The sequence below is a fragment of the Pseudomonas sp. Emmai genome (assembly GCF_055179735.1).
In genome coordinates this window covers 2,721,223-2,743,616 of the sequence record NZ_CM143685.1, presented here as the reverse complement: position 1 = coordinate 2,743,616, position 22,394 = coordinate 2,721,223, and the positions used below count along the sequence as shown (strand labels likewise).

The 22,394-nt window shown below is 59.8% G+C and carries 21 protein-coding genes and 1 tRNA gene; 6 read left to right on the top strand and 16 right to left on the bottom strand.

Annotated elements, in window-relative coordinates:
• Positions 1 to 96 precede the first annotated feature (96 nt).
• Together ACY4LX_RS12535 and ACY4LX_RS12530 are read left to right on the top strand one after the other, a co-directional pair.
• Positions 97 to 768 carry a heavy metal response regulator transcription factor gene (locus ACY4LX_RS12535; protein ID WP_149658866.1) on the top strand — a complete coding sequence of 224 codons (672 nt, stop codon included), beginning with the start codon at positions 97 to 99 and terminating at the stop codon, positions 766 to 768.
• Positions 765 to 2,168 (top strand): heavy metal sensor histidine kinase, encoded by a 1,404-nt coding sequence (locus ACY4LX_RS12530; protein ID WP_463260081.1) that lies wholly within the window; start codon positions 765 to 767, stop codon positions 2,166 to 2,168. The genes ACY4LX_RS12535 and ACY4LX_RS12530 overlap by 4 nt, the downstream gene beginning before the upstream one ends.
• A 54-nt stretch (positions 2,169 to 2,222) precedes the next feature.
• Here the strand turns inward: ACY4LX_RS12530 and ACY4LX_RS12525 are convergent, their stop codons facing one another.
• Entirely contained in the window at positions 2,223 to 2,591 is a 369-nt protein-coding gene (locus ACY4LX_RS12525; RefSeq protein ID WP_463260080.1) for a DUF6124 family protein, read from the bottom strand.
• A gap of 715 nt (positions 2,592 to 3,306) precedes the next feature.
• On the opposite strand from ACY4LX_RS12525, the gene ACY4LX_RS12520 reads away from it, so the two are divergent.
• Together ACY4LX_RS12520 and ACY4LX_RS12515 are read left to right on the top strand one after the other, a co-directional pair.
• The gene (locus tag ACY4LX_RS12520; protein WP_463260079.1) at positions 3,307 to 3,804 is read left to right on the top strand and encodes a PAAR domain-containing protein; all 498 of its coding nucleotides are present in this window, start codon (positions 3,307 to 3,309) and stop codon (positions 3,802 to 3,804) included.
• 40 nt (positions 3,805 to 3,844) lie between these two features.
• A complete protein-coding gene (locus ACY4LX_RS12515; RefSeq protein ID WP_208295455.1) occupies positions 3,845 to 4,450 on the top strand; it encodes a lysozyme family protein in 606 nt (201 codons plus the stop codon).
• 619 nt (positions 4,451 to 5,069) lie between these two features.
• Here ACY4LX_RS12515 and ACY4LX_RS12510 read toward each other — a convergent pair.
• Together ACY4LX_RS12510 and ACY4LX_RS12505 are read right to left on the bottom strand one after the other, a co-directional pair.
• Positions 5,070 to 5,306: a YceK/YidQ family lipoprotein gene (locus ACY4LX_RS12510; RefSeq protein WP_463260078.1), complete on the bottom strand. Its 237-nt coding sequence runs from the start codon at positions 5,304 to 5,306 to the stop codon at positions 5,070 to 5,072.
• Positions 5,307 to 5,432: 126 nt separating this feature from the next.
• A complete protein-coding gene (locus ACY4LX_RS12505) occupies positions 5,433 to 5,666 on the bottom strand; it encodes a hypothetical protein (protein ID WP_463260077.1) in 234 nt (77 codons plus the stop codon).
• A gap of 143 nt (positions 5,667 to 5,809) precedes the next feature.
• On the opposite strand from ACY4LX_RS12505, the gene aac(6') reads away from it, so the two are divergent.
• Positions 5,810 to 6,268 (top strand): aminoglycoside 6'-N-acetyltransferase, encoded by a 459-nt coding sequence (gene aac(6') / locus ACY4LX_RS12500; protein ID WP_463260076.1) that lies wholly within the window; start codon positions 5,810 to 5,812, stop codon positions 6,266 to 6,268.
• A gap of 422 nt (positions 6,269 to 6,690) precedes the next feature.
• On the opposite strand, the gene ACY4LX_RS12495 is transcribed toward aac(6'), so the two are convergent.
• Positions 6,691 to 7,545, bottom strand: a complete 855-nt coding sequence (locus tag ACY4LX_RS12495) for a DUF3592 domain-containing protein (RefSeq protein WP_463260075.1) — start codon at positions 7,543 to 7,545, stop codon at positions 6,691 to 6,693.
• Between the two features lie 182 nt (positions 7,546 to 7,727).
• Positions 7,728 to 7,804 (bottom strand) — tRNA-Val (locus ACY4LX_RS12490).
• 183 nt (positions 7,805 to 7,987) lie between these two features.
• Between ACY4LX_RS12490 and ACY4LX_RS12485 the strand changes: the two genes are divergently transcribed.
• Complete coding sequence (locus tag ACY4LX_RS12485) at positions 7,988 to 9,271, top strand: NAD(P)/FAD-dependent oxidoreductase (protein ID WP_463260074.1); 1,284 nt, start codon at positions 7,988 to 7,990, stop codon at positions 9,269 to 9,271.
• Between the two features lie 244 nt (positions 9,272 to 9,515).
• On the opposite strand, the gene ACY4LX_RS12480 is transcribed toward ACY4LX_RS12485, so the two are convergent.
• The 11 genes from ACY4LX_RS12480 to ACY4LX_RS12430 all read right to left on the bottom strand — a co-directional run bounded on the left by ACY4LX_RS12480 (position 9,516) and on the right by ACY4LX_RS12430 (position 22,390).
• Positions 9,516 to 10,475 carry an XdhC family protein gene (locus ACY4LX_RS12480; protein WP_463260073.1) on the bottom strand — a complete coding sequence of 320 codons (960 nt, stop codon included), beginning with the start codon at positions 10,473 to 10,475 and terminating at the stop codon, positions 9,516 to 9,518.
• Position 10,476: 1 nt separating this feature from the next.
• Positions 10,477 to 11,712, bottom strand: coding sequence for a c-type cytochrome (locus tag ACY4LX_RS12475; protein WP_463260072.1), 1,236 nt, complete (start codon positions 11,710 to 11,712; stop codon positions 10,477 to 10,479).
• A 3-nt stretch (positions 11,713 to 11,715) separates the two neighbouring features.
• Positions 11,716 to 12,255: a (2Fe-2S)-binding protein gene (locus tag ACY4LX_RS12470; RefSeq protein WP_123403637.1), complete on the bottom strand. Its 540-nt coding sequence runs from the start codon at positions 12,253 to 12,255 to the stop codon at positions 11,716 to 11,718.
• Entirely contained in the window at positions 12,248 to 15,079 is a 2,832-nt protein-coding gene (locus ACY4LX_RS12465) for a xanthine dehydrogenase family protein molybdopterin-binding subunit (protein WP_463260071.1), read from the bottom strand. The genes ACY4LX_RS12470 and ACY4LX_RS12465 overlap by 8 nt, the downstream gene beginning before the upstream one ends.
• Positions 15,080 to 15,428: 349 nt before the next feature.
• Positions 15,429 to 16,064: an RraA family protein gene (locus tag ACY4LX_RS12460; protein WP_463260070.1), complete on the bottom strand. Its 636-nt coding sequence runs from the start codon at positions 16,062 to 16,064 to the stop codon at positions 15,429 to 15,431.
• Positions 16,061 to 16,846: an IucA/IucC family C-terminal-domain containing protein gene (locus tag ACY4LX_RS12455; protein ID WP_149658874.1), complete on the bottom strand. Its 786-nt coding sequence runs from the start codon at positions 16,844 to 16,846 to the stop codon at positions 16,061 to 16,063. Before ACY4LX_RS12455 ends, ACY4LX_RS12460 begins: the two co-directional genes overlap by 4 nt.
• On the bottom strand, positions 16,843 to 17,634 hold the full coding sequence (locus ACY4LX_RS12450; protein WP_133836944.1) for an ABC transporter ATP-binding protein: 792 nt from the start codon (positions 17,632 to 17,634) through the stop codon (positions 16,843 to 16,845). The genes ACY4LX_RS12455 and ACY4LX_RS12450 overlap by 4 nt, the downstream gene beginning before the upstream one ends.
• Before the next feature lie 12 nt (positions 17,635 to 17,646).
• Positions 17,647 to 18,678, bottom strand: a complete 1,032-nt coding sequence (locus ACY4LX_RS12445) for a FecCD family ABC transporter permease (protein ID WP_463260069.1) — start codon at positions 18,676 to 18,678, stop codon at positions 17,647 to 17,649.
• Complete coding sequence (locus ACY4LX_RS12440) at positions 18,671 to 19,660, bottom strand: FecCD family ABC transporter permease (protein WP_149658876.1); 990 nt, start codon at positions 19,658 to 19,660, stop codon at positions 18,671 to 18,673. The genes ACY4LX_RS12445 and ACY4LX_RS12440 overlap by 8 nt, the downstream gene beginning before the upstream one ends.
• Positions 19,657 to 20,571: an ABC transporter substrate-binding protein gene (locus ACY4LX_RS12435; protein ID WP_463260068.1), complete on the bottom strand. Its 915-nt coding sequence runs from the start codon at positions 20,569 to 20,571 to the stop codon at positions 19,657 to 19,659. The genes ACY4LX_RS12440 and ACY4LX_RS12435 overlap by 4 nt, the downstream gene beginning before the upstream one ends.
• Positions 20,561 to 22,390 (bottom strand): IucA/IucC family protein, encoded by a 1,830-nt coding sequence (locus ACY4LX_RS12430; protein ID WP_463260067.1) that lies wholly within the window; start codon positions 22,388 to 22,390, stop codon positions 20,561 to 20,563. Before ACY4LX_RS12430 ends, ACY4LX_RS12435 begins: the two co-directional genes overlap by 11 nt.
• Positions 22,391 to 22,394 lie beyond the last annotated feature (4 nt).

Sequence of the window (22,394 nt, the reverse complement as noted above, 5' to 3'; positions counted from 1 at the left end):
GCGCGCCGACGATGTGTGGCCCGCGTCACGTGCAGATGATCGGGCTACACTGGCTCACGCCCTCCACGGCGCACTGACTCTTGATGGAAATCGACCATGAATATCCTTGTCGTTGAAGACGAGCCCAAGGCCGGCAACTACCTGCTCAACGGTCTACAGGAACTCGGTTACTCGGTCAGCCTGGCGCGCAATGGCGTGGATGGCCTGCACCTGGCCCTGGAAACCTCGTTCGACGTCATCGTGCTGGACGTGATGATGCCGAAAATGGACGGCTGGGAAGTGCTGCGGCGCTTGCGCAAGGAAGCCGATACGCCGGTGCTGTTCCTCAGCGCCCGCGACGACATCGCCGACCGCATCAAGGGACTGGAACTGGGTGCCGACGACTACCTGATCAAACCGTTCTCCTTCGCCGAACTGGTGGCGCGCCTGCGCACCCTGACCCGTCGTGGCCCATCCCGGGAAGAAGAACAACTGCAAGTCGCCGACCTGCACATCGACGTGCTCAAGCGCCGAATCACCCGCGACGGCGTGCGGATCACCCTGACCAATAAAGAATTCGCCTTGCTGCACCTGTTCGCCACGCATCAGGGCCAAGTGCTGTCGCGCTCGCTGATTGCCTCGCGGGTGTGGGACATGAATTTCGACAGCGACACCAATGTGGTGGACGTCGCCGTGCGCCGGCTGCGCTTGAAAGTCGACGACCCGTTCCAGCTCAAGCTGATCCACAGCGTGCGCGGCATCGGCTACCGCTTTGATACGCAGCCATGAACCGCCGAGCGCATTCCCTGACCCTGCGCCTGGCCCTGCTGTTTGCCTTGCTGGCGTTTGCCTCGGTCATCACGTTAGGCGTGTGTTTGTATCGCGAACTGGAGCGCGAGTTGATCCGGCGCGACGATGCGGCGCTGATCACTCGGGTGGATCAACTGCGCACGTTTCTGAATGACAGCAACACCCTGGACCTGATCAAGAGCAAACCCGCGTTGTTCCAGAACATGCTCGGCAACCGCGAGTCAGTGCTGGTGATCGGTGCGGCCGGACAAAAACCGTTGCTGGTGGTCAATCCCGGCAACCTCGACTTGCCGAACCTGTCGCCCGTGACCATGGACCATCCGCTGGTGCTGGCCGACGTGCAGCATTTTTCCGGCGTGGACGGCGTGCCCTTCGCGGCGCTGGCGGCGACCATCGGCTCGGGCGATTTGGGCAGCCTGCAAGTCGTGGCCGGTCGACTGATGACCGAGCGCACCAGCGTGCTGGCCAACTACCGGTTGCGCGTGTACTTCCTGGCCGGCGTCGCGGCCCTGTTGCTCGCGCTCTGCGGCTATTTGCTGCTGTATCGCGGGCTGCTGCCCCTGCGCCGCCTGGCCAGACACGCCCATGGCATCGGCGTCGGCAACCTCACCGAACGCCTCGACAGCCACGGCGCGCCGCTGGAAGTGTTGCCGATGATCGACGCCTTCAACGGCGTGCTCGACCGCCTCGCCAAAGGCTTTATCCAGCTCGGCCAGGTCTCCACCGACATGGCCCACGAACTGCGCACCCCGATCAACAACCTGCTCGGCGAAACCCAGGTCGCCCTCCAGCAAAACCGCAGCGTCGAAGCCTACCAACAACTGCTCGCCTCCAACGTCGAAGAACTCGAACGCCTGGCGCGCATGCTCGACAACATGCTGTTCCTGGCCCGCACCGACCCGGCCAGCGCCTTGCGCCAACGCCAGGAACTGGACGCGGCGGATGAGATGGAGCGGATGGCGGATTACTTTGAAGGATTGGCGGCGGACGCCGGGATCAGTATCAACGCCCACGGCAGCGGCGTGATCTGGGCCGAGCCGATGTTGCTGCGCCGGGCGCTGGCCAACCTGTGTTCGAACGCCATCAAATATGGCGCGCCGGATTCGGAATTGGTGGTGAGTGCGACGCCTTCTGCTGATGGGATCAGCCTGCGGGTGAGCAACCACGGCACGACCATTGCGGCCGAGCATCTGCCGAAACTGTTTGATCGGTTTTATCGGGTGGATGAGTCGCGGGAACGGTCGGCGCAATCGAATGGGTTGGGGTTGTCGATTGTGGCGACGATCATGCAGTTGCATAACGGGCGGTATGGCGTCACCAGTGAGGGTGGGGTGACGTGTTTTGAGTTGTTTTTTCCGGGGCGGGTGTTGGAGGGATGATGTTTAGGTTCTTGAAGTAACGAGGGGGAATCCCCTCGTTACCGGGCCTGATGACTATCCAGGCTTGTGGTTATCCAGTACGCGGTTGACCGCCAACTCACCCATCAGAATCACACGGGCCAGCACCAGCATCGTATGACGTCGCGGGTTGTCCGCCAGGTCGGCGAGATCGTTGACCATCTCGCGGGCTTGTGCGAACGATTCGCTGGCCTCGATGAGCAACGTTTCGTCATCCACCGCTGCGTCGATGGTGAAGATGGTGCTGCGCTTGCGGGGCGGTATCGGCTCTTTCATCGCCCCGGGGTTGAGGTAGAAGTTGAGTGCGCGGTCGGCCGCCAGTTTCATTTTCTTGGGATCAAGATCGAAAGAGGCGTCGTAGGGTACTGGATTGGTGTGCGGGGGATTCGGCGTTACCTTGAACATAAACCAGGTCCTCAAATGAGGCCGCAACTCTTTAGCTACTAAACAGAAGGGTGGCGGCTGTTTGCAGGTTAGTAGACCGGGGACCTAGCAATCCGGCGCGCCCGAGAGCGCCCTGCGCACAGCCACCATCAAGTACAGGCATTGAACGCCTGATTGATAGGTGCTTATGCACCTGCTAGGAAACCGAGCTACTAAACCCGACCACTGATGAGCAGTGGCAGGTAAACGATAGAGGCCGGGGGCAAAGCACACAAGCCGGCGGATTCTGGCGCACGCGTAGGTAAAGGCGCAAGGTTTTGTAGCCTTTAGGGCGTAACACAGAGTGTCATTAAACAATCCGTTTTCAACGGCTAAACACACCTCAACAATCCGGAAAATGTCTGACGTTTTTTTGGCTACTAATCACTGTAGACGTGGCGGTAACCCTACAACCCGCAAGAGGCCAAAGTCTGGCCACCAATCAATCGTCAACATGTAACATTTCTTGACCAAAACTTCTGCTTAGTAGGACTATGCGCACGCAAACTTACAAGGACTGTAAATTTAATGCGTTTCTCCCCATGGACGGGCCTTCCCCCTTGCGAAAGAACGCTCGATACCGAGCCCCATCCAAGCGGCCTGATGACCTCATTAAATTTAATAGACCGATTCGCGTCATTGGCCCCAGTGACACGCCCGCTAGACCCACATTTGAAACCTTGAAAAGGACTTTCCCATGAGTGGCAAACCTGCTGCCCGAGTCACGGACCCCACCAGTTGTCCGCTGCCGGGACACGGCACCAACCCCATCGCCAGCGGGTCCCCCAACGTGAACTTCGACGGCCTCGCCGCGGCCCGAATGACCGACAAATCCGCCTGCGGCAGTCCTATCACCGGCGCCGTCAGCGCAACAGTTTTCATCAACGGGTTGAACGCGGCCACTCTGGACAGCACCGGCGCCCACGGAAATGTGGTCATCGGCGGATCCGGCACGGTCATCATTGGCGACACCGTCGTCGCGGCCCCCTTTAGTGGACTGATGCCAATGCCTGTCTACTTCAGCGACAAGTTTCAACTGGTCGACGAAGACTCCGGCGAACCCATGCCCGATCACGTCTACGCCATCCAGCGCGCCGACGGCAGCGTCGAACATGGCGTCAGCGATGCGATGGGCTATACCCATGCGGTGAATTCGCACTTACCGGAAAGCGTCACATTGTTTTTTGAGGACTAAGGCATGTCCGAAAACATGAATATCCATTTGGACGAACACCATGAATGACCTAGTAAGCGTAAACGGCAAAAAGATGTCGGCCCGTCACACAAAAACGGTGACACCGGTTAAAGACACCTCGCCAAAAACTGCGGCGCTGCCATCCAAACAAAAGAAAAGACGCGAAGAAAATGAAGAGCATTTGAAGAACAAGAACGTGAAGGCGTTTTTGGATGCTATTGCCGAATCCGAAGGCGGTAACTATCACGCGAAATATGGTTATGGCTGGGCGAAGGGTTTTCAAACTGGAATATGGACTTTCACTGATGAGTCCACCCATCCGGGTGCAGGTTACGGCGACTCAATTACCGCATCGGGCAGGTATCAAATTAACATTGCTACTTGGCGCGAGTATGCCGAAAAGATGGGGCTCACAGACTTTTCGCCACATACGCAAGACCTTATGGCGGTAGACATTCTGCGCACCCTCGGTGTAATCGATGAGATCAAGGCCGGCGACATCCCGGGTGCAATGCCGAAGGTGGCAACGAGATGGGCGGCACTTCCCGAAGGTCCCGGTAAGGCTAATCACTATCCACCGCAACCGTATGTCAAGTATTCAACGTTTTTGGCGAGTTACAAATCGGCTGGAGGGACTGTCAAATGAAAGCTTCGATACTCGCACTCGTAGCACTTTATTGCGTTGGAACCAGCGCCGTTTTTGCGGATGGCTCGCAAGCCGTGAACGACATACGCGGGCCGGCCGGCATAGCCGTCGACGAGCCATTGGTCGAGGCTAGGACCAAGCTCGTCAAACAAGGGTGGAAGCCTACACGGATGCATGCCAATGGCTATGAATATAGCGGCACGGAGCGGGAGCTCGCTGCACGCAAGTTCTTTGAGGTAGATGTCTGTTCTTTTGATAGCTCGCGCTGCATCTTGTTCTACTCAAAGAGCGGCGCCTGCTTGCGCGTCGACACCATTGGGGAGCAGTTCAATAACATGATAGTTACGCGATGGGCCAATGAGTGTCCTGACGCGCCTCCAAGACCAAGCAGGGGCGGCATGGAATAGCGACCGACGATCATGAGCGAGAAATTTGGTGGAACCACGAAATGAAACTAAAAAATATTGCTTCCATCATTCTTTGTGGCGTTAGCGTTTTTGCAAACGCAACGGACGTACCCCCAGGCGCAACCGCTCAACTGCGAAACAGCCAACATCAAAATAAGCTTCCGTAGCACGTAATGTCCTTATTACTGTTCCATGTCTGTGGCATAGACGCCTCAGAGATTGCAGGTGTATTGATATTCAAAAGGGAAAAATACCGTATCGACCACCAACGAAAATGGCGCGTCGAGCAGCAAAAAGGGAATGAGTTTTCCGTGGGATTCGCCGACCAACCACCAGTCAAAACGAACACCCAGGTAGGGACAACGATGGTTGTAATCCATCCGCGTAGCGACCGCCGCGCAGCCACTTAAACCGGTGAGCATGGCCAGTAAGATCACTTTCCAAAACACGTAATGTCCTTATTACTTCCATGTGCTCAACTGCGCAGACGCTATCGCAAGCCGTTCGTCACCGATGCCGAGTTCATCAGCGACTGAATGCCCCACGCACTGCACAGCTCGGAGCGCGGGATCGGCTTATGGCTTCTGGAACAGCTTGGTATAGGCGAAATAACCGCCCGCAATCTCAGCAACCGCCAACACCCCATACATCGCGCCAAACATGAACGATGAAGCGATAAAACCAATCGCCACGATGCCAACAAAAATCTGGATGATTTTCAGCGTCTTTTCTTCCAGAGAAAACTTCCCATGCAGAAACAGACCTGCCGCCAGACCAATCAAAACGCCCACAATGATTCGTGCAAACATCACCCAACTCCTTTTGCTGAAAGGTGGGAAGCTTACTCCAGAAAAGAAAACTGCACCCCTCCCTGAGGCTCCGCACGACGCCACGCATCTTGGCCGCGGATGACCTATGATCCTCGGCAATTATTCTTTCGAGCGCTCCCTCAATGATCAAACGCTGCACGTTGCTCGACCATCAGGATTGGTTGCCCCTGCGTATTGCCCTGTGGCCTGATTCCGCCGCGGACAATGACCATGACAAACAAACCATGCTGAACGCACCAGAGCGCTATCTGGTACTGATCTTTGTTAATGAGGAAGGCGACGCGCTAGGGTTTGCCGAAGCGTCGATCCGAACGGACTACGTCAACGGCACCCACTCCTCGCCCGTGGCCTTTCTCGAAGGTTTGTACGTCCAGCCTGCCAGTCGAGGCCAAGGCATCGCGCGACGACTCGTGATGGGCGTCCAACAGTGGGCCGAAGAAATGGGCTGCACTGAACTGGCTTCGGATGCACTGCTGGATAACCAGGGAAGCCACGCCATGCATAAGGCTTTGGGCTTTGCAGAGACTGAACGGGTGGTTTACTTTTTGAAGCGACTAAAAAAAGGTGACGGATTTATTTAGGAAACCTATGAAAAAATAGATCCGTCATCTTTTTGCATATTTATATCCGGCAGCAGCTCTCCACCGTACATCACCCTTTCTTACCTGGTATCGCATTGCCCCGGTCGCCGCCTGAGGGGTTGGGCGTTGTACTTGGCCAATTACCACCTGGCCCAGGATGACTCGAAGGTCCGCGAGAGCCGCTGGATCCTTTGCTCGGTCCACTGGAGTTACTTGAACTTTTACCACCTCCACTTTTGGGCATGATGATCTCCGGAGTAAGGAACTACCCCTCAAGAGTAGGCTATCGCGAACATGTGCTCACACTCCGCCTGTCCAGATTTCCCATCTCAACGAATCACACCAACCGCAAAAAGGTGACGGAGTTATTGAAGGATGGACCTACGAAAAATAGATCCGTCACCCTTATGGAGAAGAACCCGTCACCGCCGCCTCTCGCCAGCCGACGGCCAGAGCATGATGACACCCAGTGCAAACGGAAAGCCCAATCCCCAGAACAGCAAGGGAAGGAACCAGTTCTCCAAAAAGCTATCGAGCATCGCATGGCGCGGATTGCGTGGATCGTATCGGACAGCCACTTCATCGCCCGAGGAGTTCGAACCGCTACAGACTGAAGCACTGAATTCAAAGAGAACTTGATCGGGTGTGTGGAACGCCACCATCGCGCAACGGCTCGACTTCGATCCCCCGTGTCCGGTTGCTGTGATGGTTCCCACGGCTATTCCCGTCATTCGATCCTTTTCGCCCTGGCGGTGTTGCTGCATCAGAAAGCCAACCGTCAGCAGCAAAGACGCCGTCAGAGCAAATGCGACAGGTATGGCCCAAGCGCCCGTGATGTATTCGACAAACGGCGACCTGACGCCGACGGGAGTCGACATGCAACCGGCGAAAATCCAGCACAACAGACCGGCCCCAAAGAGCTCCACGGCATGGGACCAACGATCAGGTATTACATCAAGCAGGGCCTGATCGGGATGGCGTGCGTCATAGAACACCGTGATTGAATCACCGATCTCATTTTGAGAGCTTTTGGTGCAGCTCTTACCCTCGACTACCACCTGGCCCTGCCCGACCGCTTCGAAACTGACCCGCGGGCACTTGTTTTTTCCCACTTCAACGAACGACACCAAGGTGCCGGTGGCTTGTTGCATGCTCTTTATTTCAATGGAGCGATGGAGAGGCTGAGCGATGCCCCCGAGGATCAGCAGTAGACCCAAAACCGCGAGCAAACGCCTCGACAGAGAATATTGACGTCGCGGGTGAGAGGTAGCTGCCATGGTGTGTGTCCTTACGCTGGCGGGTGGTTGGCTCCATAAACGTTATGGAGACGGCGCGCTTCAATGCATGCCTTTCGAAGGAACTGATGGGTCTGTGCGAATGCTTGGCAAATCGCAGACAACAAAAAAGGGCCCACCTTTCGGTGAGCCCTTCTAGACCGCCCAGCAGAGCGGATTTTGTTTGGTAGGCGCGATTGGACTCGAACCAACGACCCCCACCATGTCAAGGTGGTGCTCTAACCAACTGAGCTACGTGCCTGCTGTGAGGCGGCATTCTACGGAATTCCGAAGGGGTGTCAACACCTTTTTTCGAGCTAACCCTATGAATATGCAAAATATTTAATTTCGCGGTTGCGACGGAGATTTTCCGGTGGCTGGCGGCGGTTTTTTAACTCGGGTAGGATCGGCGGACTCGTAAAATATATTAAACAGAGGCTGCAGGATGGCGAACACCCCCTACCCCGAGTCCTATTACGCTGCATCGGCCAATGCGGTGCCGCCGCGCCCGGCGTTGCAGGATGACGTAGAGACTGATGTCTGTGTGATTGGCGCCGGTTACACCGGTTTGTCCTCTGCCCTGTTTTTGCTGGAGAACGGTTTTAAGGTCACGGTGCTTGAGGCGGCCAAGGTCGGGTTTGGGGCGTCGGGGCGCAACGGTGGGCAGATCGTTAACAGTTATAGCCGTGACATTGATGTGATCGAGCGCAGTGTCGGGCCCAAGCAGGCGCAGTTGCTGGGGCAGATGGCGTTTGAGGGCGGGCGGATTATTCGTGAGCGGGTCGCCAAATATAATATCCAGTGCGATTTGAAGGACGGTGGTGTGTTCGCGGCCATCACCGCCAAGCAGATGGGGCATCTGGAATCGCAGAAGCGGCTGTGGGAGCGCTTCGGGCATACGCAGCTTGAGTTGCTGGATCAGACGCGCATCCGTGATGTGGTGGCGTGTGATCAGTATGTCGGCGGCATGCTTGATATGAGCGGCGGGCATATTCATCCGTTGAACCTGGCGCTGGGTGAAGCGGCGGCCGTGGAGTCGCTGGGCGGCACTATTTATGAGCAGTCGCCGGCGGTGCGCATTGAGCGCGGGGCGAATCCGGTGGTGCATACGCCGCAGGGTAAGGTCCGGGCCAAGTTCATTATCGTGGCGGGCAATGCTTACCTCGGTAATCTGGTGCCGGAGTTGGCGGCGAAGTCGATGCCGTGCGGGACTCAGGTGATTACCACCGAACCGTTGGGCGATGCGTTGGCCAAGAGTCTGTTGCCGCAGGATTATTGCGTCGAGGACTGCAATTACTTGCTCGATTACTACCGTCTGACCGGGGACAAGCGTTTGGTCTTCGGCGGTGGCGTGGTGTATGGCGCCCGGGATCCGGCGAATATCGAGGCGATTATTCGGCCGAAGATGCTCAAGGCGTTTCCGCAGTTGAAGGATGTGAAGATTGATTACGCCTGGACCGGAAATTTCCTGCTGACGTTGTCGCGTCTTCCGCAGGTTGGGCGGCTGGGGGACAACATTTATTACTCCCAGGGTTGCAGCGGCCATGGTGTGACGTACACGCATTTGGCGGGCAAAGTGTTGGCTGAGGCGTTGCGGGGTCAGGCTGAGCGGTTTGATGCGTTTGCGGATTTGCCGCATTACCCGTTTCCGGGTGGGCAATTGCTGCGCACGCCGTTTGCGGCGTTGGGGGCTTGGTATTACGGGTTGCGGGACAAGTTCGGGTACTGACCAACACCACGGTTCCGTGTCGGAGCGAGGCTTGCTCGCGAAGGCGGACCATCAGCCAACATGGATATTGAATGTGACGGCCTCTTCGCGGGCAAGCCTCGCTCCTACAGGGATTAGAGGCGATCCTGCGGGATGGCGCTACGACTCTGTAGGAGCAAAGCTTGCTCGCGATGGCGGACCATTAGCCAACAAAGATGTTGATTGTGATGGCCTCATCGCGAGCAAGCTTTGCTCCTACAAGGGGTCACAGCTGATTCCGTGGAATACCGCTGCGGATTCGCAGGATGTCGGCCAAGACTGCCAGGGCGATTTCCGCCGGGGTCTTGCTGCCGAGGTTCAAGCCAATCGGCGCATGAATCCGCGCCAACTCGGCATCGCCCAACCCACCAATCCGGCGCAACCGCTCGAAGCGCTTTTGCGACGTCTGCATCGACCCCATCACACCGATGTAAAACGCATCCGTACGCACCGCTTCCATCATCGCCAGGTCATCGATGCGTGGATCGTGGGTCAGCGCCACCACCGCCGTGTCGCTGTGGCAGCCACCATCGGCGATAAACACCGATGGCAATTGGCGACGAATTTCGACGCCGTCCAGCACCACGCCGTTCAGCACTTCATCCCGGGGATCGCAAAGAATCACCTCGAACCCCAGGCCCACGGCAAACTCCGCACACGCCTGGGCGACGCTGGAATACCCGGCCAGCAACAACCGCTGCGCCGCACCGATCCGCACGCGCACTCGGTCGATTTCGCGTTCGATACGCACCCCCTGCTCGCTGTCCGCAAACACACTGCGCGCACCGCTGGCCAGATCGACCTCGCGGATCAACCGACGCTGCCCCAACAGCGCCGACTCCAGCTCGCGCAGATGCGCCTGAACCGCGCAATCCGGTTCCAGCTTCTCCACCATCACATCGAGCACGCCGCCACAGGGCAGACTCACCCCGTCGCCTGCCCCGTAACGCACCACGCTGACGGACTGATCGAACAAACCCTCGGCAACGCGCTCAAGGAAATCCTCCTCAACACACCCGCCGGACAGCGAACCGATCCACTGCCCCTCAACGTTCACCGCCAACAACGACCCCGGCGCGCGCGGCGCCGAGCCGTAAGTGGCCAACACCGTGCACAGCCAAACCCGCTGACCGGCGCAAGACCACTCCAGCGCCCGGCGCACCACTTGCAGATCGAGATGCTGCATGTCAGTGCGCCTTGTGCTCGGTCGGTGGTGCGTCCGCTTGCAGCTTCTGCACATCGCTCACCGCCAATTCAGCAGACTGACCGCCCCAACCCTGACGCAGGTAATTCAGCAGATCGGTCAGTTGCTCATGGCTGAGTTTGTCGGCAAACCCCGGCATCGGTTGCATGCGTTCGAACCCGGCGAATTTCTGCTCGCCGATGCCGTCCTCGATCACCCGCAGCAGGTTGCGCGGATCTTCCAGGCGCAGCGTGGTGTTGCCGCGCATGGCCACGGCGATGTGCGGCTTGCCCTCGCCGTTCGGTGCGTGGCAACCGGCGCAGACGTTCAGGTAGTCCTGGCGACCGCGTTGGGCGCTGGGGCTCATCTGTTCCAGCGGCACTTCAGTCAGCACCTTCGCCGCCGGGGCAGGATCGCCCAGCAGGTACGTGGCCATGGCCGCGAGGTCCGGGTCGTTGAGGCCTTGGGTGCTGTTGTGGAACACCGGGAACATCTCGTTGAACATCGTGCCCTGGGCGCTCATGCCGTGCTTGAGGAAGGTGCTCAGGTCCTGCTGATTCCAGCCACGAGCGGCCAGGTCCGTGGCCAACAGGCTTGGCGCCAGGTAGCCGTTGAGCAGGCCGCCGGTCAGGCGTTTGTCCTGCTGCATCGCGCCGGGCAAGCCGCGAGGGGTGTGGCATTCGCCGCAGTGGCCGAGCACTTCGACCATGTACTCACCGCGCTTGAACGCCTCGCTTTTGCCGTCGGTGGGCGCCAGTTTCACGTCCTTGCCGTAGAGCATGTTCCAGCCCATCAGGCCCAGGCGCACGTTGAACGGGAAGCTCAGGCTGGTGACCGGGGCGGCGCGTTCGATGGGCTCGACGGTTTTCAGGTAGGCGTGGATCGCGTCGGAATCTGCGCGCGGCATCAAGTGATATGAGGTGTAGGGCATCGCCGGGTACAGGTTCGCGCCATCCCGGCGCTTGCCTTCGGTGAGCGCGGCGAAGAATTCGTCATCGTTGTACAAACCGATGCCGTGCTCTTTGCTCGGGGTGATGTTGGTGCCGTAGATCGTGCCAAACGGCGAAACGATCGGCAGCCCACCGGCAAACGGCGCGCCGCCCGGTGCGGTGTGGCAGGCCATGCAATCGGCGGCGCGGGCGAGGTATTCGCCGCGCTTCACCTGATCATCCGCGTGGGCCAGCAACACCGGCGCAGCCAAGCCAACCGCCAATGCCAGGCGGGAAAGTAAACGGTTCATGGCTTAACCCTCCTTGACCAGGCCGAGATCGGTCAGCACGTTGCGCGTGGCGCTGTAATAGCGCACGTAGCCGGTGCAGCGGCAGATGTGGTGGCCGAGGCTGTCCTCGATGACTTTTTCCAGCTGACTTTTGACGATCGGCTGACGCTGCAGTTTTTCCACCAACACCGTCGCCGCGTTGACGAAACCCGGCGCGCAGTAGCTGCACTGGAAGGCAAACTCATCGACGAAACGCTGCTGGATCGGGTTCAGTTCGGTGACCTTGCCCTGCTCATCGCGGGTGGCGTGGCCTTCGATGGTCCGCACTTTCTTGCCTTCGAAATAGTGCGCGCCGGTGATGCAGGTGCGCACTTCTTCGCTGGTGCCGTCCGGGTTATCGACGATCACCACACAGGCATGGCAGATGCCCTGGCCGCAGCCGAGGCGCGAGCCGGTGAGGTTTTTGTATTCGTGCAGGTAATCGATCATCGGCAGGTCATCAGGGATGTCCACCGGGCCGACGGATTGACCGTTGAGGGTCAGTTGAAACGGACGGTTAGCCATTGAGGGCCTCCTTGATGCGTGCGGAAGTGATGGGCAGGTCGCGGACCCGTTTGCCGATGGCGTGGGCCACGGCATTACCGATGGCGCCGACCACCGGGATCATCACCACTTCGGCAATGCCCTTCGATGGATCGCTCGGCGACAGCGGCGGCAGGATCTCGGCGGTCTGGTTCCACACCGCGACGTGGCGCGCCATTGGCAAGCGGTAACGGTTGAAGTTCCAGTCACCCTCCCCCGGCCCGCCTTCGTACAGCGGCATCTCTTCGAGCAGCGCATGGCCGATGCCCATGGCAATGCCGCCTTCGAGCTGGCCCCTGACCAGTTCTTCCACCAGCACCCGACCGCACTCGACCCACGAGTGATGGTTGAGCACTTGCACTTCGGCCGAGCCCTTGTTCACTTTCAATTCCACCAGCGTTGCGACCGGGCTGTAGTAAGTCACGGCGGCGTTGTTCAACTGGGTGTCCGGGTAATGCACGTTCTGGCGATCCAGCAGGTGGAAACCGTTGCTGGTCATCTGTGCTTTCTTCGCGTTTGGCGCGCCGTCGCCGTACTTCACGGCCAAGCCATCCAGCGGTAGGCGTTCGCGCACGCCGTCGATGCTGAACTCGGCCTCGGCCCAGCTCCAGCGGTTGAAACCGTGCACGGTCGCGCCGGTCACCAGGCCTTTTTCGTGGGCGTGTTTCGCCAACTGTTCAAAGCTCAGCGGCTGCATGCCGTTGGCGGTGAGTTTGCCGTCGACCCAATGCGCGTCTTCGCGGCGCACCACGTACGGGTTGGCCTGGCCGCCGTAAGGGCCCTGGCCCCAGATCTGCAACGCCGCCGGCCACAAGCCGTGGTTGAACAGCACGCGGGACGCTTCGCGGGTGGCGTGGCTGAAGTAGTAAGCGGAGTTGGTCGCCGACGAGGCCGAGGCGAGTTTGCCGACCCAGCGCGGGTTGCGCAGGAAACCGTCCTGCTCGGCCTGGCTCATGATGTACGGGTTGCCGCCGGTGATCAGCTGCAACTCTTTCCATTCGGTTTCGCCGGTCTTCACTTCCGTGGCCGGGATGCCAATGAAATCCGCCACCACCAAGGCTTGGGAGGTGGACATGCCGGTGCCAATTTCGATGCCGATATGGCGCAGGGTCACGTGGCCTTCGGCGGTGAATTCGATGCTGGCCATCGGCGCTTCGGAACCGGTGCCGAAGTCTTTCTGGCAGATGGCGAAACCCACGCCATACCAGTGATCCGGGTCGGCGGCTTCACGCTGCAGCTTGATCAGGTCGCGGTTTTTCCAGACTTCGTGGACCGCGGCTTTGTCGAGGATTTCGTGCAGACGCAAGGCACCGGCCGGGACCGCGCCCTGGGTGTTTTTCATGCCTGAGAGCATGGCGTTTTTCTTGCGCAGGTCGATGGCGTCGATGCCGAGGCGACCGGCGATTTCATCGACCATCATCTCGGTGGAGGCCATGCTTTGCAGGGTGCCGTAGCCGCGCATCGAACCCGCTTCAACGGCGCGGGAATGGTAAGCCGTGACCTGCAAATCGTTCTGCGGCATGTAGTAGATCGACTGCGCCGCCGTGGCGCCAACCGCCGCCACCGAAGGGCTGTAGTTGATCCGTCCGCCGCCGTCGACGCTCATCTCGGCGCGGAAAATCTTGAAGCTGTGATCGGTCTTGTCCACGGCCAGTTGGTAGCGGATGTCGAACGGGTGACGCTTGATGCCGCTCTGGAACTGCTCGTAGCGGTCGTTGGCCAGACGCACCGGCACACCGGCGCCGTACAACGCGGCCAGGGCGGCGTAGTAGACGAAGATGTTGTGGTCTTTGGAACCGTAGCCGACGGTGTAACCCGGGTGCATGTTCAGGTTGGCCAGGCCGAAACGCGACGGCGCGATCATCTTCGCGGTTTCCGTGGCAGCTTCCAGCGGACACTGGGTGGCGACCACAAAGTGCAGGGTCTTGGTCGCCGGGTCGTACCAGCCGTTGCCGTTGTCCGGCTCCATCGCGGCCGGCTCGATCGACGGGGTTTTGTAGCGTTCGTCGAACACCAGCCAGTTGTCCGGCGGGCTGTCGATTTGCTGCTTCATGCGGTCGGCGTAAAACAATCCGCGCTCGGTCAGGTTGCCGTGCAGGTCCGGCTGGGAATTCCACACCGGGCGACGGTTTTTCAGCATCGGGAACAGGATCGAATCCTTGAGGCTGGCGAATTCGTCTTCGTCCGCCGAGGTCGCGCCGCCGACACGCACATAGCGGAAGCTGCCGTAGGGATCGCCTTCGTAGAACGGCACTTGGGCACCGTAGCGGATGGCTTTGTCATTGAATTTGAGCTTCGCCTTGGCCTGGCGGAACCGCTCGAAATCGTTCCAGATCAGAATCGCCACCGGGTGACCGATGAACATCGGCACTTTGCCTTCCGGCAGCAGCGGATCGGGGGCGTGCTCTTCCGGGAAGACGATGCCGTCCTTGTCCAGGTCGGCGGCGGTGACGATGCGGTCGGGCTGCAAATCGGCGCCGAGCCACGCCAGGTCATAGCCGGCGTAGATGCGGTCGGCCTTGGTGATTTTCAGCAACATGGCGTGGCCCTGCTGCTGGGGCCAGCCCGGCATGTCCTTGGCGCGGATGTCGCGGGCAAAGACCTTGCTGCCGCAAACCTTGGACAAGGCATCGTTACGTTGGCGCGCCTTGCCGTTGTTGCCGAGCCATTGCTCGGACGGCACGGTCACGCTGTTTTCCATCAAGGCCGCCAGCGCCTGGGAACTGAGCGGTGTAAGCGTCACGCTCACACCCGCCACCAGCCCGCCCTGAAGGAACGAGCGCCGGGATATTTCACGGTTGGACATGGATCATCCTCTGGGCGGTTATGGGTCCGCCCTTCTGGTTATGTTCTGGGGATCTCGCGTCTTGCAGGAGCGCTTTTGGACGAAGCAAAAGGCTGAATAGACAGTGCAAAGCTGACCGAAAGGTTAACTTTAAAGGTTTCTGCGCTTGCGGCAAACAACCTGTTACAAAAAAACTGACCAAGGAATCAAAGTATTGCGGCGTTGCGCGGCAATAGATCGGGGAAATGCTGCGCTCTATCGATGAAAAACGCAGATCACCATCGATGAAAACGCAGAACCCTGTAGGAGCGAGGCTTGCCCGCGAAGCTTTTAGCGCCAGTGAGGACGCCTTCGCGGGCAAGCCTCGCTCCTACAGGTTTTGAGTACCTCGTGCTTTGAGTCTCTGGAGGAATTCTGCGCGGCGGCGTTGGTCGGTTTCTTCTTTGGCTAATAATTCGGGCAGTAGCTCGGCGGCTCGGCCGGCATCGAGGATGAAGACGCCGTCATCGTCACCGATGGCCAGATCGCCCGGATGAACTTGAATTTCGCCAATCTGAATCGGCTGATTCACCTCCCCTTGGGCACCAATGCCCCGGGTGGTGAACGCACTGACATCGCGACAAAACACCGGCAATCCATGCAGGCGCAAGGCACTGACATCCGTGACCGCCCCGGACACCACCACCCCGGCCAACCCCTTGATCAACCCGGCCAACGTCCGCAACTCGCCCCAACAACCGCACTCTTGATCGCCCACACATTCAATCACCAGCACATCTCCCGGCTCACTCAGCAACAACGCCTCACGCAAAACGCTGCCATCTGGCGGGAAGACTTTGACCGTGACCACGTTGCCGACCATGCGGATGTTGTTGAACAACGGTTTGATCCCGCGCAGGAAGCCTTGGTCGGAAAAGTGACCGAGGGTGGAGGCCGGAATCGATCGGTATTTTTCGAGCAACAGCGCATCGAAATGTTGCTGGCGAGGGTTGATCTGATAACTCATCGGCACTTTTTCCCCGGGCGCAGCAGTGGGCAAGTCGAGCAATATTCCGCAGGCTCGGTGGCCAGGTAATAAAAACAACAGGTGCGACGAAAACGAATGCTGCGTTGCCCATCGTCCACCAACGTCGGCGGTCGGCGGAAATGGCTCAACGGGTTGTAATCGAGACCAAACAACGCCGGCTCGGCCTGGGTCAGCAGCCACTGAAAGTCCGCTTCACAACGTTCGCGAATCACCGGATCGTCGATTTTCGCCATGCGTTTTTCATACAGCGAATACACGCGCACTGCCGTGTTTTCCCAGAGGATGCGCCGGGACACACCCGTGACTTTGTTGAAGGTCTGCCACAACGGTTTCAGCAATCCGGCGAACAGTCCTTGCACCAAAGCTTCCCGCCAGGCCTCGCGCTCGTTGGCGCCATAGGTTAGCGGCTGACCGTGAAGCAAAGGAAACGACGACGTCCACAACCCATCATCGTGGCCGTATTCGACCACCGTGTTGTCGAGGGTCAGCAGCAGCCCTTTGTCATACACCGACATCGCATACAAACACGCGCCGGTCGCCAGGAACGACAAACGCTTGCCCAACAGCGAGGCAGTAATCGCCCGGGTTGGCGAGCCGATCACCGGGCCTAACGCATCCAGCAATTGCACGCAGACGTCCTCTTGCAACAACTCCCGAGCCATCAGCGCCCGCAACGGGTCGCGCTCGTTGCTGTCCTTGAGCCGCAACCCGCCGGACAGCACCGCCCATTCCGTCTCGGTGAAATGCCCCGCCAGATTCATTGCGGCAGTTCCCGGCCAAATGGAATGCACAACGGCGTGCCGAAAAACGGATCGGGGATGATCCGGCAATTGAGGTCGAACACGGTTTTGACCAACGCTTCGGTCAACACCTCATCGGGCCGGCCCTGGGCGAACGCGGTCTGGTTGTGCACGGCGACCATGTGGTCGGCGTAACGGCAGGCCAGATTGAGGTCGTGGAGCACCATGATGATGGTTTTGTTTTCGAGGCGGTTGAGGTCGCGCAGCAGGTCTAGCACTTCGATCTGGTGCGCCAGATCGAGGAACGTGGTCGGCTCATCGAGCAGCACGATGCCGGTGTCCTGGGCCAGGGTCATGGCGATCCACGCCCGTTGGCGCTGGCCACCGGACAATGCGTCCACCGGGCGATCCGCCAGGGTCAGCAAACTGGTCTGCGCCAGGGCGCGGTTGACCATGGCTTCGTCTTCCGCCGACCACTGTTGCATCCAGCTCTGATACGGATATCGACCCAGCGCCACTAACTGGCGAACAGTGATGCCCTCCGGCGCACTCGGGGTCTGGGGCAGGATCGCCAGTTCCCGGGCCACCGCCGCCGTGGATTTCTGCTGGATATCCACCCCGTTGAGAATCACCGAACCCTGCTGCGGTTTCAGCAGTCGGGCGAAGGATTTGAGCAGTGTGCTTTTGCCGCAGCCATTGCTGCCGATCAATACCGAAATCTTGCCCTGGGGCAGTTGCATGTCCAGCGCGTCAATAATCACCTGGCGCTGATAACTCAGGGTCAGGCCGCGACTTGCAATCGACGTCATACGTGAAATTCCTTAATGACGTTGTTTAATCAACAGATAGAGAAAAAAGGGTGTGCCGAGCACGGCGACAAAGATCCCGGCAGGCAAATCCAGCGGCAAAAACAGCGTGCGCCCGGCCAGATCCGCCAGCACCACCAGATTCGCCCCGACCAACGCGGCCATCACCGCTTGACCACCAAAACCTGGCGCCACCAGGCGCTTGGCAATGTGCGGCGCTATCAGCCCGACAAACGCAATCGCCCCGCCCCAGGCAATCGCCGCCCCGGCCAACGCCACGCTGACCAGCAACAAACCGGCGCGCAGCCATTGCACGCGTACACCGATGCCCTGGGCGAGGCTGTCATCCAGTTGTTGCACCATCACCTGCCGGGCGAGGAACACCAGCAGCGGACAAATGCCCAGCAACCACGAACCCAATGCCAACGGTTCCGGCCAACTGGCCCCGTACACGCTGCCGGTCAGCCAGACATAGGCGGACAGGGTCGTGGTCAAGGGACTGAACACCAGAATGAAGGTGGTGGCGGCGGTCAACATCGCGGAGATGCCGACGCCGATCAACACCAGCCGCAGCGGTGAAGTCCCTTGTTTCCAGGCCAACAGATAGATCGCCAATGCCGCCAGCCCGGCGCCGAGCATCGCCGCCAGCGGCAGATACTGCTGACCCAGCGCCACCGAGAAGAACGACAGGTACAACACCGCCGCCGCACTGGCGCCGCTGGTGATACCGAGCAAGTCCGGCGAGGCCAACGGGTTGCGAATAATGCTTTGCAGGATCAGCCCGGACACCGACAACGCCGCCCCCACCAGCGCCGCCAGCAGCAGGCGCGGAAAGCGCAGTTGCTCGACGATAAACGTCAGGCTCGCGTCCTGGCTCGACAGCAAGATCCGCAGCACTTCCAGGGGCGAGAGCATGACTTTGCCCAGGGACAGCGAGCCGAGCATGATCAGCGCCGTCACCACCAGCGCCGCAAGTAAACGCCACAACGTCGCGACATTGATGCGCCGGGAAAACCCGCTACGACGCCAGGTCAGGACCTTATCCATAACGACCTCCACGCCGCGCCAACAGAATGAAAAACGGCGCGCCGAACAGCGCGGTCATGACGCCCACCGGCACCTCTTGCGGCAGGATCAATACCCGCGACAAGGTGTCCGCCAGCAGCAAAACAATCGCGCCGAGCAGCGCACATCCCGGCAACATCCAGCGATGGTCGATGGAAAAGCCCTTGCGCACCATGTGCGGCACCAGCAAACCGATAAACCCGATACTGCCGGCCAACGCCACCGCACTGCCCGCCAGACACACCACCAGCACCGCCATCATCAAGCGGATCAAACCCGTGCGCTGTCCGAGGCCAGTGGCAATCTCTTCGCCCGCGTTCAGCACATTGACCTGCCCCGCGAGCAACATCGACCCGAACAAGCCGAGCACGCCGCACAGCAGCAACGGTGCAGCGACCGACAAGCTGCGTTCGGTCAGCGACCCCGCGAGCCAAAACAGTACCGTGTCCAGCCCATCCTGATTCACCACCAGCAACGCCTGGCTGAACGCGGAAAACAGCGCCGCCATCGCCGCGCCCGCGAGCACGATGCGCAATGGGCTGAGGCTGCCCTGCCCCATGTTGCCGATCAGCCACACCAGAGTGCCCGCCACCGCCGCACCGAGAAACGCGCACCACAGCCACGCATCCGGGGACGCCAGGGCGAACAGCGAGGAACCGAGGATGATAAAAAACGTCGCCCCGGCGTTGATCCCGAACAGGCCGGGGGACGCCAGGGGATTGCGCGTCAAGGCCTGCATCAAGGCGCCGGCCACCGCCAGACTCGCGCCCACCGCCATGGCCATCAAGGTTCGCGACAGGCGCGTGGTGGTCACCAGTACATGGCTGACGCTCAATGGATCGGGATGCACAAACGCGGCGAAAATCTGCGACAACGGAATCCACGTCGCGCCGACCGCCAAGCTCAGTACGCAACTCAACAGCAACACCACGCCCGCGCTCCACATCTTTAACCCGTTGCTCATAAGGCCGCGACCAGACGCGCCACGTCATCGAGCATCAGGTTCGCGCCGAGCATGCCGCCGGACAGGCTCCAGGCCACGCCGTCGACCCGCCACACCTGCCCTTGCTGCGGCGCGCGCATTTGCTGCCACAGCGGGTGCTGCACCAGGCTTTCGTAGTTTCGCTGCACTGCCGCTTTCTCCGCGCGCAAGAAGATGAAGAAAATATCGGCATTCACCACCGCCAGGCTTTCCTTGCTGGTGAGTTTGATCGACACCCCGCTCGCCGCCCTGCTCGCTTCGCTCCAGTCAAAGCCCAACTCGGTGATGACCGAGCCCGGAAAACTCGCCGGCAAATAGCTGCGGATGTGGTCTTCGCGCACATCCAGAATCGACACCGTCGGCGGCCAGCGCCCGGCGAACGTCTGCTGCAATTGCAGGCGCAGTTGCGCCACACGCTGTTGCCATTGGCCGAGCAACTCATTGGCTTGCTGCTGGCGGTACAGGGCGATGCCCATCAGCGCCAAGGTCTTCTTGAACTCGAAGACCTCGTCCAGCATCACCACCGGGGCGATCTGCTTGAGCAACGGGGCGATGCGTTCATGGCGAAAGCGCGAGGCGACGATCACGTCCGGCTTCAGCAGCACGATGTCTTCAAGGCTCGGCTGGGTTTCCAGCCCGACATGGGGCACCTGCTCCAACGCCCAACGCAAATAGTGGTAGGTCGGTTTTTCGCTCCAGGAATCAACAATGCCGCACGGCGTAACGCCCAACGCCACGGCGCTGTCGGTGGCCCCTTGAAACAAGGTGATCACCCGCAGCGGCGCGGCGTCGGTTTGCGCCCATGCCGGTAGCGAATACCGGAGTGCAAGCACGCCCAAGGACAGGCGCAACAGCGTGCGCCTGGTGGGCTGACATCGTGGTTCAGGCTTCATTATTCAACCGGTGGAAGGGGTTCACCACATGGCCTTTGCCGAACGGCATGCTGCCGGGGCCGCCCGCACGCTCGATCATTGGGGTGAGCAGCAGTTTTTGCGGCCAGTGGGGTGCTTCGAACAATTGCTGTTTAATCATCGCGCGAGCTTCGGGGTCGAAGTCGATGGTGTCAATCAACTCGTTCAACACTTCGCCCATCGCGGTCCACAAACCGCGTTCCGGCAAGGCGTATACCAGCGCCAGGGTTTCGATGATGGAGCGGAAGTTGACCTGGATGCCCAGGGTCTGCAACCAGAACAACAGGTCTTCAGGGCGCTCGTGATACAGCGTGTTGGCGTGGCCCTTCTTCAGTCGGTACGCCGGGTCGGCGAGGCCGTTGCGTTCCAGCCATGGCACGAAGATACGCAGCGAATCGTGATCGCGCAGCAGCAAGCCTTGGGCATGACCGGCCTTCCACACCAGCACCGCGTTTTGCCCGTGGATCTCGCCGAGCATGCCGATGCGGAACATCCGCAGGTTGATGTCGAAGAAGCTGTGAGCCAGCTCGCGGAACAGGGTCATCACCGACGCGGCATTGTCCGGCAGTTGGCGGTAGCTCATCCAGTCATCGAAGAAGTGCTGGTTGCTGCCCGGCAGCGGCGTACCAAGGGCGGCCATGGGGATCAGTCGGGTGTCTTTATCTTCCAACAGCGCCGGCGGATAGCCACGGACCATCGCCGCCAGATGACGCGGCGCTTCGTCGAACAGGGTCGCGTCCGGCGGCATGAACGCCCACCACTTGGTTTCATCGCACAGGTGCAGTTTCTGTTGCAGGGTTTCGTCTTTGTCCAAGCCTTGACGCAGCAGCTTTTCACTCAAGCCGCCGTTGATCATTTTTACTGCCGGCAGGTAACGCGAAGCACCCAGGGAATAGATCGCCATCGGCAATTTGAGGTAGTCGGCGCTGTTGAAGCACGGGGTCATCGAACGCAACGACGAGGTGGCGAAGAAGTCACCGTCGGTGAAGTCCAGACGCTGGCAGTCACCTTTGGCGAAGGCGTCGCCGAGTTGCGCTTCCAGCACATGATCGAACTGCCACGGATGCACCGGCAGCGCGATATGGCTCTCGTAAATGCCCCGTTGCTGCATCTCGTGTTGCAGGCCGGCGTGCAGCGCGAATGGCAACAAGTAGTCGGCGGGACTTTGTTGCGCCAGGTCGGTCACGCCGTCGCCGCATTGCAGCAAGGTGCGGTCGATGGCGACCCAATTCAGCGCCACTGGCCGGGCAAATTCGGCTTGGTAGTGCTGATATTCCGCGTCGTTCAACCCCTGTTTGGCTTTGGCCAGCGGATGGTAAGGACGATCACGCAGCGACGCCCATTGCTCCATGGTCAGGAAAAAGTCGGCGTTGCTCTTTTCCAGCAAGTGCTCGCTGTTGACCCGATGGGCCAGGGATAACTCGGTCTGGCGCACGCTGGTGCGTAGCACATCGAGGAACAGCGCAAAGCCCTTTTCATTGTCCTGATAGCGGTCGGTCATCCCGGCCAGCACTTGGGTCATGAAGGCTTCGGGCGACAGTTCGGTCAGTTGACCATTTTCACGACCCAACACCGGCGTGCCCGGTACTTTCTCCCAGACCTGAGTGATGCCGGGGCGCAGGGCGACGAGGATTGAACCGCGCCATTCCCAGATGCGCTGTTCGGCACTCAACCCGGTAAACGGCTGATCGGCAGCGGGCGCCGTCAGGTTCAGCGGTTCGGTCCCGAAAAAGTGTTCGGCCAGCAAACAATCGACCAGATCCTGCATCACCCTGTCGGCGGCCATTGTGGTGAAGTTCATCGGG

What these genes read in the sequence shown, in the direction of transcription:
- ACY4LX_RS12480 (WP_463260073.1), bottom strand. Translation starts at nt 10,475, where the DNA reads ATGCAGCATCTCGATCTGCAAGTGGTGCGCCGGGCGCTGGAGTGGTCT.
- ACY4LX_RS12450 (WP_133836944.1), bottom strand. Translation starts at nt 17,634, where the DNA reads ATGACGTCGATTGCAAGTCGCGGCCTGACCCTGAGTTATCAGCGCCAG.
- ACY4LX_RS12505 (WP_463260077.1), bottom strand. Translation starts at nt 5,666, where the DNA reads ATGTTTGCACGAATCATTGTGGGCGTTTTGATTGGTCTGGCGGCAGGT.
- ACY4LX_RS12530 (WP_463260081.1), top strand. Translation starts at nt 765, where the DNA reads ATGAACCGCCGAGCGCATTCCCTGACCCTGCGCCTGGCCCTGCTGTTT.
- ACY4LX_RS12435 (WP_463260068.1), bottom strand. Translation starts at nt 20,571, where the DNA reads ATGAAGCCTGAACCACGATGTCAGCCCACCAGGCGCACGCTGTTGCGC.
- ACY4LX_RS12520 (WP_463260079.1), top strand. Translation starts at nt 3,307, where the DNA reads ATGAGTGGCAAACCTGCTGCCCGAGTCACGGACCCCACCAGTTGTCCG.
- ACY4LX_RS12455 (WP_149658874.1), bottom strand. Translation starts at nt 16,846, where the DNA reads ATGAATCTGGCGGGGCATTTCACCGAGACGGAATGGGCGGTGCTGTCC.
- ACY4LX_RS12535 (WP_149658866.1), top strand. Translation starts at nt 97, where the DNA reads ATGAATATCCTTGTCGTTGAAGACGAGCCCAAGGCCGGCAACTACCTG.
- ACY4LX_RS12515 (WP_208295455.1), top strand. Translation starts at nt 3,845, where the DNA reads ATGAATGACCTAGTAAGCGTAAACGGCAAAAAGATGTCGGCCCGTCAC.
- ACY4LX_RS12430 (WP_463260067.1), bottom strand. Translation starts at nt 22,390, where the DNA reads ATGAACTTCACCACAATGGCCGCCGACAGGGTGATGCAGGATCTGGTC.
- ACY4LX_RS12470 (WP_123403637.1), bottom strand. Translation starts at nt 12,255, where the DNA reads ATGGCTAACCGTCCGTTTCAACTGACCCTCAACGGTCAATCCGTCGGC.
- ACY4LX_RS12495 (WP_463260075.1), bottom strand. Translation starts at nt 7,545, where the DNA reads ATGGCAGCTACCTCTCACCCGCGACGTCAATATTCTCTGTCGAGGCGT.
- ACY4LX_RS12485 (WP_463260074.1), top strand. Translation starts at nt 7,988, where the DNA reads ATGGCGAACACCCCCTACCCCGAGTCCTATTACGCTGCATCGGCCAAT.
- ACY4LX_RS12525 (WP_463260080.1), bottom strand. Translation starts at nt 2,591, where the DNA reads ATGTTCAAGGTAACGCCGAATCCCCCGCACACCAATCCAGTACCCTAC.
- ACY4LX_RS12440 (WP_149658876.1), bottom strand. Translation starts at nt 19,660, where the DNA reads ATGAGCAACGGGTTAAAGATGTGGAGCGCGGGCGTGGTGTTGCTGTTG.
- ACY4LX_RS12465 (WP_463260071.1), bottom strand. Translation starts at nt 15,079, where the DNA reads ATGTCCAACCGTGAAATATCCCGGCGCTCGTTCCTTCAGGGCGGGCTG.
- ACY4LX_RS12475 (WP_463260072.1), bottom strand. Translation starts at nt 11,712, where the DNA reads ATGAACCGTTTACTTTCCCGCCTGGCATTGGCGGTTGGCTTGGCTGCG.
- ACY4LX_RS12445 (WP_463260069.1), bottom strand. Translation starts at nt 18,678, where the DNA reads ATGGATAAGGTCCTGACCTGGCGTCGTAGCGGGTTTTCCCGGCGCATC.
- ACY4LX_RS12460 (WP_463260070.1), bottom strand. Translation starts at nt 16,064, where the DNA reads ATGAGTTATCAGATCAACCCTCGCCAGCAACATTTCGATGCGCTGTTG.